We start from the raw sequence: 10,905 nt of genomic DNA, 5'->3' as shown, positions 1-10,905 counted from the left end.
AAAAAAAAAAAAATAATTAAAAGTCCATTATTTTCAATAATAACAGTAGTTTATAATGGCGATAGATACCTTGAAAAAACAATTAAAAGTGTACTAAACCAGAGCAATCAAAATTTTGAATACATAATTATTGATGGTGGTTCAAAAGACGATTCTCTTAATATAATAAAAAAATATGAAAAAAGAATTGATTACTGGTTAAGCGAAAAAGACAAGGGTATTTATGATGCTTTTAATAAAGGAATGAAAGTAGCTAAAGGCAAATTTATAGGATTCATAAATTCAGATGATATTTATAGAAAAAATGCGTTAAAAATAATTTCAAATTATTATTTAAATAATAAGTATTTTGACTTTATTTTTGGGAGCGTGAAAAAGCATTGGGGTGTATTACATGGATATAGACCACATAAAATAAAATACAGTTGGGGATTTTATAGTAGTCATTCTACTGGATTTTTCATAAAAAGAGATATTGCTGAAAAGGTAGGATTTTACAATACAAAATATAAGTATCATGCAGATTATGATTATTTTTACAGACTAATTGTAAAGAAAAAAAAACAAGGAGTTTCTACAAAAAAAAATGAATTAGTTGGAGTGTTTAGACGGGGTGGTTTTTCAAGTCAAATAAGTTTTTGGAAAAAATTAAATGAAGAAATAAAAATAAGATATGACAACCATCAAAATATATTTTTATTAGCATTAATTTTTTTTAATAAATTTTTTAGAAATCTGGATCAAATTTTTAAAAATAATTAATTTGAAGATTTAGTTTGATTTAATAAAATAATAAATTTATCATTAACTAATGAATATATTAATTACAGGAGTATGTGGTTTCGTAGGCTTTTCTCTTGCTGAAGAATTACTTAAGCTAAATAATAATATTATTGGAGTTGATAATATCAACAACTATTATTCAAAAGTACTTAAAAAAAAAAGATTGAGTATTTTAAAAAAAAAAAAAAATTTTCAATTCATTTTATGTGACATAAATAATCATAAAAAAATAACTAATAAAACAAAAAAAATTAATATTGATATTATCTTTAATTTTGCAGCACAAGCTGGAGTAAGATATGCTGCAAAAAACCCAAAGTCATATTATCATAGCAACGTTGATGGTTTTAAGAATTTAATAAAATTTGTTAAACACAAAAATCCAAAAAAATTTATTTTTGCTTCATCAAGTTCTGTCTATGGAGATGCAAAAAAATATCCTGTAAAAGAAAATAATAGATTAAAGCCTAAAAATTTGTATGCAAAAACAAAAAAATTTAATGAATATTATGCTGAAAAAAAATTTAAAAGCACCAATATTAAAGTTATTGGTTTAAGATTGTTTACTATCTACGGTGAATGGGGAAGACCTGATATGTTAATTTTGAAATTTTTAAAATTAGCAAACCAAAATAAACAATTCGAATTAAATTGTGAAGGAAACATGTATAGAGATTTTACTTATATCAAATCTGCAATTAAAATGATTAAACCTCTTATTAAGTTAAAAATAAAAAAAAGATATCAAATTTTCAATATATGTTCTTCTAAGCCAGTAAAGGTAAATGATATAGTTGAGAGTTTAAAAGAAATTACTAAATTTAAAAAAATCAAAAATATTTCTATGAATAAACATGAGGTGTATAAAACCTATGGTTCAAATCAAAAAATTTTGAGAAAAATTAATCTTAAAAATAGTTTTTTGCCAATAAATAAAGGAGTTAAGAAAACATTTAATTGGTTTTTAAAATATAAAAAAATTATTTAAATTGAATTAATGAAATCTATTTATTATTGGTCTCCATATTTAACTAATGTTGCAACAATTAAAGCAGTAATAAATTCAGCTACAAGTTTAAAAAAATTTTCAAAAAAATTTGATCCTGTGATTATAAACTCATGTGGAGAATTTAACAAATACAAGAAAGAATTAGATAATAAGGGAATTAAGGTTCTAAATTTATTATCTTTTAATGTTCATAAATTTTTACCATCAAAAGGTTTTTTTTTTAGCAGACTTTCTTTTATGTTGATTTTTTTAATTACTTTTTTTCCATTTATGAATTTTATTAAATCAAAAAAACCTGACTATTTAATTTTACATTTAATTACTTCATTACCAATAATTATCTCAAATTTAATAAAAAGTGAGACAAAATATATTTTGAGAATATCTGGTTTACCAAAATATAATTTATTAAGAAAATTTATTTGGAAAAGGTTAGGAAAAAAAATTTTTAAAATTACCTGTCCCACAAATGGTACATTAAATGATTTAAATTTGAATAATTTATTTGAAAAACAAAAGTTAGTTTTATTAAAAGATCCTGTTTTTAGTATTAACGAAACTAATAAAAAAAAAAATGAGATGCTAAATAGTATAGTTAATGTAACAGATTATAATATAATTTGTGTTGGAAGATTAACTAAACAAAAAAATTTTAAATTGATAATTAATTCTTTTGATCAATTTCTCAAATTTAAAGAAAATAGTAAATTAACTATAATTGGCGAGGGAGAAGATAGAATATCTTTACAGAATCTAATTAATAAAAAAAAATTATCACATAAGATTAGATTAGTTGGATTTAAAAAAAATATTTTTAAATATTTTAAAAATTCAGATTTATTTATCTTACCATCTCTTTGGGAAGATCCAGGATGGGTTTTAATAGAAGCAGCAATATCAGATATCTTAATACTCTCTAGTGATTGTAAAAATGGACCTGGGGAATTTATTCAAGATAATGATGGAGGTATTTTGTTTAAAAATAATTCATCTAAAGATTTAATAGATAAATTTAAAGATGTAAGTAATCTAAATAAAAATCAAATATTTATAAAAAAAGTTTTTGCTAAAAAAAAAGCAAGTGAATTTACATTATTTAATCATTATTCTAATTTTGAAAAAATTTTAAATTAGACCTTTAATATCAAAGACATTAAATAACTGATAAAAAAATCTAAATTGAAATATCTTCTTTTATTTATAAAAAAATTATACTTATGCTGTTCTAATCTTCTTTGCCAATATAATCTATTATTAAAGCCAGTATAGTCTTTATCAACAGAGTCACTTAACTCTACCTTGTTTGTAAAATATCTATTAATTTTAATTAATTTTTTTTTATTATTGCAGTAGATTGCGAGCAAAATATCTATTGCTAAGAATTTATATTTTTTGATTTTAATCTCACTAAAAAATTTTAAAAGTAATTCCTTTTTTATAGAGATAGCACTAGTACAAACATTTTTAGGCCAATCATTAATCAGTTTTTTATAAAAGTAATTATTTTTGTGATTTGAATATTTGCTTTTAATCTTTTTATTATCTTTAAAGATAGAATAATTATCTAATATCATTATTTCTTTATGTTCTAAAATTTTACTTATTATTTTAACTTTGTTTTTACCAAATATATCATCTCCATCTAACAAAAATATATTTTTTCCTTTTGAAATTTTTAATGATTGTTTTATTTTAAAAAGTTGATCTTGAACTTTATTCTTTAGTTTTTCTTTTATTTTAAAAAAAAAAACTTTTTTTGATTTGAAATTCCTTCTAATTTTATTTTCATTTTCAAGTTTTGAAAATGCTACAATTATTTCTAAATCTTTATCTGTTTGATTAAGACAAGATTGAATAGTTTTAATTATTGTTTTATCTTTTTTTTCAGCTGTAATTATTACAGTGTTTTTTGTCATGATTTATATAATTTTTTTATTTCTAAATAGTATTTATTTAGATTAAATTTATAATCAAACCTGTCTAAAGCTTTGTAAGATGAATTTGTAATTTTGTTTAAAACTTTTTTATTTTTTGATGAATATTGAACAATTTTTTCTGAAATTTGTTTGTAATTTTCTATTTCACACAAAAAACCATATCTACCATCTTTAAGTATTTCTCTTGGTCCAGTAGGACAGTCTGTTGAAATAATATTTTTTTTTAAGGTTGCTGCTTCTAGTAGTACGTTTGGTAAACCTTCAAATTTAGATGTTAGTAAAAAAAGATCAGCTTTTTTTAAATATGGAAATGGATTTTTTTTAAAATTTAGAATTTTTACAATTTTATTCATTTTATTAATATCTATAAATTTAATTAATTTATTGTAATTTACCCCTCTACCAATAATTAGGAGCCGTATATTAATTTTATCTTTTAATTCATTAACAGATTTTAATAATGTTAAATGATCTTTCTGGTCAGTGAATCTACCTATGTTAATTATTTTGAGATAATTTTTTGAATTATCAAAAAAAGGAAAAAAGATTTTTTTTTTTGAAAGTGTTAAAATTTCATTTTTGTTAAGCGGATTATAAATCATTACTGTATTTAGATTAAAACTCTTTTTAAATTCTTTTTTAAAATCATTACTATTAACTATGATGGTATCGGCTAATCCAAGTAATAATTTAAATAATTTTTTTTTTAAAAAATTTTTTGACCACCCTGATGGTGAAGAATTCGAACGCACAATAATTTTAGTATTAAGTAATTTACAAATTAAAATGCAATAAAGGTTTGCTTGAAAAGAAAGAACAACAATATTTTTATTTTTAATTATTTGTTTTAAAAGTAAATAAAGACAAAATATATATTTAATTTTTCTACCATATTTATTTAAATTAAAATAAGGCGCGATAAACTTAAGTGACTTGAATTTATTTTTAAACTCACGAGATGTTGTTATTAAGCTGACATTATTAAATTTTCTAGATAAAAAATTAGATATTAGAAAAAGATTTTTTTCAACACCCCCACCTTCTATGGAAGGCATAAAAATAATTATCTCTTTGTTCATAAAATTAAAGAAAGTTTATTTTGATTTTATTAAGTTTATTTAATACATAATGATTATATGTTAGTAAGTATAATTATTCCATATTATAAAAACCAGTTTTATATTAAAAAAACAGTTAGCTCTATTTTAAAGCAATCCTATCAAAAATTTGAAATTATTATCGTAAATGATGAGCCGGGAAAATTATCTAAAGATATATTATCTTCTTTAAAAAAAAAAGATAAACGAATTAAAATAATTCATAACTTAAAGAATATTGGAGCAGGAAGATCAAGAAATAAAGCAATTAAATATGCTAAAGGAACATATATTGCTTTTATAGATAGTGATGATCTGTGGAAAAAAAATAAGCTTAAAACTCAGATAAATATAATGAAGAAATTTGATTACAACATATCACACACAGCCTATTATATAATTGATCAAAATGATAACAAGCTAGCATTAAGAAAATCTAAAAATTTAAATTTAAAAAATTTAAAAAACTCATGTGATGTTGGTCTTTCTACCGTTGTAGTGAAAAAAAAAATATTAAAAAAAGACAGGTTATTTTCAAATTTTAAAACCAAAGAGGATTATTTTTTATGGCTAAAAATTGCTCATCATGGGGAAATTTTTTACTATATAAAACATCCTCTTTCTTATTGGAGAAAAACTCACAATTCTTTATCTAGTTCGATAGTTCAAAAGTTAATTGACTCATATAGATTATATTATCATTTTGAGAATAATTTTATAATTTCAATTTATAGAACAGTAATTCTAAGTTTTAATTTTTTAATAAAGAAAAAAAATGACTATAGACTTTTATAAATTTATTCTCTTATTTTTGATAAGTAGTCTAGTTTACTTTTTTAACATAAAATTTTTAAGATCTACCTATCAGAAAACTTATATACATCAAAAATATTCTTCAGATTTTTTGGGTAACCCAATGGGTGGCTATGTGATTTTTTTTTTTATAATACTATTTAAATTATATCTAGATTATTTAGAATTGTTCTTTCTATTTACAATATTTTTTTTAGGTATTCTGTCAGATATCAAGATATTTAACTCTCCGATCAAAAGGCTTTTTTTTCAAATATTTGTAATATTAACTAGTATTTCTTTTTCTGAAATTGGAATTGCTTCAACAAGAATTGATTTTATTGATTATTTATTAATGAATGAAATAATAAATGTTCTTTTTACTACTTTTTGTATCTTAATTGTAATTAATGGTTCAAATTTTATAGATGGTTTAAATGGATTAGTTACCGGCTATTACTTAATAATTATAACTTTACTTTTAAATTATGAATTGAATTTAGATTTATATTTTCAAAGTAATTTATTAGTAAATTTTGTTATTGTTTTGATTATTTTATTATTAGTAAACTTTTTAAACAAGGTTTTTTTAGGAGATAATGGTTCGTATCTAATTGGATTTTTATTTTCAATTTATCTAATTAAAGTTCATCAAGTAAATTCAAGTGTTTCTCCATATTTTATAATTTTATTGTTATGGTACCCATGTTTTGAAAATCTATTTTCTATTATAAGAAAAAAAATAACAAAAGTTTTGGCAACTAATCCTGATAATAGTCACTTGCATCAGTTATTTTTTCAATTTATTTTAAAAAAATGTAAAATAAAAAATAAATTAACTGCAAATAATTTAACCTCATTAATAATTAATACTTATCACTTTTTAATATTTTATGTTGGAATTCAAAGTATTAATCTAACAAATGTGCAATTGTATTTATTAGGAATTAATATAACTGTTTATATTTGTTTATATATATTTCTATATAGATTTAATAAAAATTTAAGTAAATAACTATTTAGTAAAAAATAATTCTATTAATTTTTTCAGAATTAAACTTCCATCTTTAAATGCGTTAACTTTTTTTTTACCAGCAATCCTTTTCCTTTCAAAAGACGGATAGACATCCATTGTAAATTTTTTTCTCTTTACTTTTATGGGTAGCTCTACACAAAATTGGAAATCGGTACTTAATATATTTAATATTTTAGCTTTAGATGTGTCTCCAACAACAAAAGTGTACAAAATATCAGATATTTCTAATTTAAAAAAAATTTTTCCTACAAAAGAAAAAAAATAGTTTCCAATAAGGGTTATAAATGTATCATCTTCACTTCCTGCTTTTTTTTCATATCTTGAAGCAAATATAAAATCTGTTTTGTTTGTATTAATTTTTTTCATAATTTCACTTATCTCATTAGGATTAAAGGATCCATCAGCATTAAAAATACAAAAATATTTTGTCTTACAATTATTTATACCTTCAATTAAAGCATTACCATAGCCAACCCCTTTTTGATAAATCACCTCTATGTTAAAATTTTTAATGGAATTAATTGTCACTAAATCAGTTTCTTTTAATATTACACATATTTTGTAATTAAATTTTTTTAATTCTGTTAAAACACTTGGTAAAGATTCAGATTCAAATTTTGCTGGAATTAATAGCGTTAAGTTTTCCATAATAAATATTTTTGATATTTTGGCTCAAATGTAAAAATTAATATTAATTTTAATATAAATACTATATTTAGTAATTATGTCATTAGATTTATTAATATATTTATTTTTTTATTTTATAATAATAAATTCTACCATCGGTTATGGATATCTAGTTGCTCATTTTACTAAAATTGATTTTAAATTTTTTGATAGCTCATTTTTAGGTTTGTTGGGAATTTTTGTTCTTTTACTTATCTCTTATGTCTCTCATATATTCGTTGCTCATGATTATGTTCATAATTCAATAATTTTAATAATAGGAATTTTATCTTTTATTTATTTTTTTTTTAAAGAAAAAAAAAGGGGTAGTTTAATAAAAATAAATTTATTTTTTTTGTTATTATTTATTTCATTTATTATCTTTAAATCTCATGATGATTTTTCATACTATCATTTTCCATATATTTATTACCTAACACAGACAGAGATTGTACTAGGTATAGGGAATTTTAACCATGGTTTTAGGACACCTTCATCTATTTTTTATTTAAACTCATTATTTTATCTTCCAATAATAAAATATTATTTTTTTCAAATAGGAGCAATTTTGATAATGGGATTTAGTTGTTATCATCTTATTTATTTAATAAAGGAAGGATTAAAACAAAGAAAATATGATAAATTTTTCTTCTTATCTTTATTATTTTTTGTTTTTACACTTGTCTTTTTTTATAGAATAGCTGAACATGGTACAGATAGATCTGCACAAATTCTCATATTTTTATTAATCATTAAATTATTGGTAATAATTAACTTTGATAATGGTATAAAGGAGAATATTGCTAAAATATTAATAATTCTGGGTTTAGTAATTTCTCTAAAATCATTTTATGTACTTTATTTAGCTTTTAGTTTTCCAGTTTTTTATTATTTTATTAAAGATAAAAAATTTATTAATATTCAATTAATATTTAAGAATTATTTTTTTTATTTCTTTTTATTTTTTTTTACCAATATATTATTTGTTAATTTTGCTAATAGTGGATGTTTAATTTATCCTGTTTCTATAACTTGTTTTGATCATTTTAGTTGGTCTATACCTCTTCAAGAAGTTTCAGCTATGAATGATTGGTATGAACAATGGTCAAAAGCTGGTGCAAATCCAAATTTTAGAGTCGAAAATCCTGAAGAATATATCCAGTATTTTAATTGGGTAAATAACTGGTTTGAAGAATATTTTTTTACAAAGGTTTCAGATTTTTTATTTGGAATATTTTTTTTAACATTAATTTTTTTAATACTGTTTAGATCGAAACAAAAAAAACCATTATTCATTTATAAAGGTGAGAAATTTATATATATTATAATATTAATTTTATTTTTTGAGTGGTTTTATAATCATCCTGCTTTAAGGTATGGTGGTTATCAATTATTATGTCTATTACTTTTTTTGCCTGTCTCAAATATTTTAAGTAGAAAAAATGATTTAAAAAATATTTTGTTTAAAACAAATATATTACTGTTAATAGCTTTAACGGTTTTTCTTGGCAGAAATATAGATAGATTAATAAATGAAAATATTAAATATGGATTTAATCCTTTTATCAATCCAGCCTATAGATTAACTGCTAATCATTTTTTAGTTCACAATAAGTTTAGAGAGATAATTGATAATAAATTTTTTTGTAACTCTAGTGAAAATCAATGTGTTAATAACGATGGCGTTGATGTAAAAGAAATATATGGATATAAAATTTTCTACAGAAAAATAAAATAATAGCCTTAAAAATTGATGATTAAATTTCTTACTTTAAAAATTTTAAATATTTTTGATTATTTTTATCAAAAAAAATTGATAAATTTTTTAAAAAAAAAAGGTTTAAATAACCTAAATATACTTTTAGATATCGGAGCTCACGAAGGAGAGTCGATTAAATTATTTACTAATAATTTTAATATTAATGAAATTTACTCATTTGAGCCAAGTCCTATTTCATTTAAAATTTTGATAAGAAATATTACTACAATTGAAGATAAATTTAAAAAAACAAAAATATTTCCAGAAAATATTGCTTTAGGTTCAAAGCATAAAAAAATATTTATGAAACATATTAGTGAGTCCTCTTCTTCAACTATTAGAGAACTAAATACTGACTCAAAATATTTCAAAAAAAAATTTTTTTTTCTTAAAAACTCTAATAGTCAAGATCTATTTAAAAAAATAGAAGTCCAACAAATTTTGTTATCTGATTATATTGAAAAAAATAATATTAAAAGTGTTGATTTCATAAAAATTGATACTGAAGGGTATGAATTAGAAGTTTTAAAAGGTGCTAAAAACATACTATTTAAGACAAAGTATATATTATTTGAACACCACTATGATGACATGATTGTTAAAAATTATTTTTTTTCTGACATACATAAGTTTTTAAAGGATAATAATTTTCAACAAATATATAAATCTAAAATGCCATTTAGAAAAACTTTTGAATATATTTATCAAAATAGGTCATTTAAATTATAACATTTTACAATCATCATCTTTACTACTAGAAACCGAGATATAATTAACTTAAAATAAAGATTATGAAAATTAAAAAAGCACTAATATTTGGAGTTACTGGGCAAGATGGATCATATTTAGCTGAGTTTTTAATTAGTAAGGGCTATATTGTTCATGGTGTAAAGAGAAGATCTTCATCTTTTAATACTGGCAGAATAGATCATATTTATCAAGATCCTCATGTTAAAAACAGAAAATTTATACTTCACTACGGTGATGTGACTGACTCTTTGTCAGTCTCAACTATAATTAAAAATATTGAACCTGATGAAATTTATAATCTAGCAGCACAATCTCATGTTGCTGTTTCATTTGAAGTTCCCGAATATACAGCAAACGCTGATGCGATAGGAGCTTTGAGAATTTTAGAAGCAATAAAATTCCATGGTTTAGAAAAAACTACAAAATTTTATCAAGCAGGAACATCAGAAATGTTTGGAAAAGTTCAGGAAGTTCCTCAGTCAGAAAAAACTCCATTTTATCCAAGAAGTCCATATGGTGTTGCAAAAGTATATGCTCACTGGATAACTATTAATTACAGAGAAGCATATAAAATTTTTGCCTGTAATGGAATATTGTTTAATCATGAAAGCCCTGTAAGAGGTGAAACATTTGTTACAAGAAAAATTGTTATTGCACTTTGTAAGATTAAATTAGGACTTCAAAAAACTTTATATTTAGGAAACCTGAATGCTAAGCGTGATTGGGGTCATGCCAAAGACTACGTGGAAGCAATGTGGAAGATGTTACAAAAAAAAACTCCTTCAGATTATGTTATTGCAACTGGCAATCAATACTCTGTGAAAAAATTTGTTGAATTATCACTTAATGAATTAAAAATAAAATATCAATGGAGAGGAAAGGGAATTAACACAAAATGCTATGATGAAAAAGGAAATTGTATAGTAGCATGCAAAAAAGAATATTTTAGACCTCTTGAGGTTGATACACTTTTAGGTGACTCCAGAAAAGCCAGAAAAGAACTAAATTGGCGACCTAAAACAAATATTAAAACATTAGTTAAAGAAATGATTAATTCAGAATTTCAAAGATTATAA

At 21.7% G+C, this 10,905-nt stretch carries 11 protein-coding genes; 8 read left to right on the top strand and 3 right to left on the bottom strand.

Features of this window, described 5'->3' with window-relative positions; genetic code table 11:
• From F754_RS07655 to F754_RS0105895, 3 genes are all read left to right on the top strand, one after another.
• Positions 1–762: glycosyltransferase (locus F754_RS07655; protein ID WP_023648996.1), on the top strand; the 762-nt coding region annotated here is incomplete at its 5' end.
• Positions 763–811: 49 nt separating this feature from the next.
• The gene (locus tag F754_RS0105900; RefSeq protein WP_027303475.1) at positions 812–1,771 is read left to right on the top strand and encodes a GDP-mannose 4,6-dehydratase; all 960 of its coding nucleotides are present in this window, start codon (positions 812–814) and stop codon (positions 1,769–1,771) included.
• A 9-nt stretch (positions 1,772–1,780) separates the two neighbouring features.
• On the top strand, positions 1,781–2,926 hold the full coding sequence (locus tag F754_RS0105895) for a glycosyltransferase (protein WP_027303474.1): 1,146 nt from the start codon (positions 1,781–1,783) through the stop codon (positions 2,924–2,926).
• Here the strand turns inward: F754_RS0105895 and F754_RS0105890 are convergent.
• Together F754_RS0105890 and F754_RS0105885 are read right to left on the bottom strand one after the other, a co-directional pair.
• The gene (locus F754_RS0105890; RefSeq protein ID WP_023648995.1) at positions 2,923–3,708 is read right to left on the bottom strand and encodes a glycosyltransferase family 2 protein; all 786 of its coding nucleotides are present in this window, start codon (positions 3,706–3,708) and stop codon (positions 2,923–2,925) included. The genes F754_RS0105895 and F754_RS0105890 overlap by 4 nt on opposite strands.
• A complete protein-coding gene (locus F754_RS0105885) occupies positions 3,705–4,808 on the bottom strand; it encodes a glycosyltransferase (RefSeq protein ID WP_023648994.1) in 1,104 nt (367 codons plus the stop codon). The genes F754_RS0105890 and F754_RS0105885 overlap by 4 nt, the downstream gene beginning before the upstream one ends.
• Positions 4,809–4,865: 57 nt before the next feature.
• Between F754_RS0105885 and F754_RS07650 the strand changes: the two genes are divergently transcribed.
• Positions 4,866–5,621 (top strand): glycosyltransferase, encoded by a 756-nt coding sequence (locus tag F754_RS07650; RefSeq protein WP_023648993.1) that lies wholly within the window; start codon positions 4,866–4,868, stop codon positions 5,619–5,621.
• Between the two features lie 121 nt (positions 5,622–5,742).
• A complete protein-coding gene (locus tag F754_RS0105875) occupies positions 5,743–6,633 on the top strand; it encodes a hypothetical protein (protein ID WP_196228285.1) in 891 nt (296 codons plus the stop codon).
• Here F754_RS0105875 and F754_RS0105870 read toward each other — a convergent pair whose 3' ends face one another.
• Positions 6,634–7,302, bottom strand: a complete 669-nt coding sequence (locus F754_RS0105870; RefSeq protein ID WP_023648991.1) for a glycosyltransferase — start codon at positions 7,300–7,302, stop codon at positions 6,634–6,636.
• A gap of 76 nt (positions 7,303–7,378) precedes the next feature.
• Here F754_RS0105870 and F754_RS0105865 point away from each other — a divergent pair, with 76 nt between their 5' ends.
• From F754_RS0105865 to gmd, 3 genes are all read left to right on the top strand, one after another.
• The gene (locus F754_RS0105865; RefSeq protein WP_023648990.1) at positions 7,379–9,058 is read left to right on the top strand and encodes a hypothetical protein; all 1,680 of its coding nucleotides are present in this window, start codon (positions 7,379–7,381) and stop codon (positions 9,056–9,058) included.
• A gap of 15 nt (positions 9,059–9,073) precedes the next feature.
• Positions 9,074–9,808: an FkbM family methyltransferase gene (locus F754_RS0105860; RefSeq protein WP_023648989.1), complete on the top strand. Its 735-nt coding sequence runs from the start codon at positions 9,074–9,076 to the stop codon at positions 9,806–9,808.
• A 62-nt stretch (positions 9,809–9,870) separates the two neighbouring features.
• On the top strand, positions 9,871–10,905 hold the full coding sequence (gene gmd, locus F754_RS0105855) for a GDP-mannose 4,6-dehydratase (protein ID WP_027303473.1): 1,035 nt from the start codon (positions 9,871–9,873) through the stop codon (positions 10,903–10,905).

Source organism: Candidatus Pelagibacter ubique HTCC8051, from assembly GCF_000472605.1.
Taxonomy (GTDB): domain Bacteria; phylum Pseudomonadota; class Alphaproteobacteria; order Pelagibacterales; family Pelagibacteraceae; genus Pelagibacter; species Pelagibacter communis_B.
Note: the sequence above shows the minus strand (reverse complement) of the source record. Positions and strands in the feature narration are given on the sequence as shown.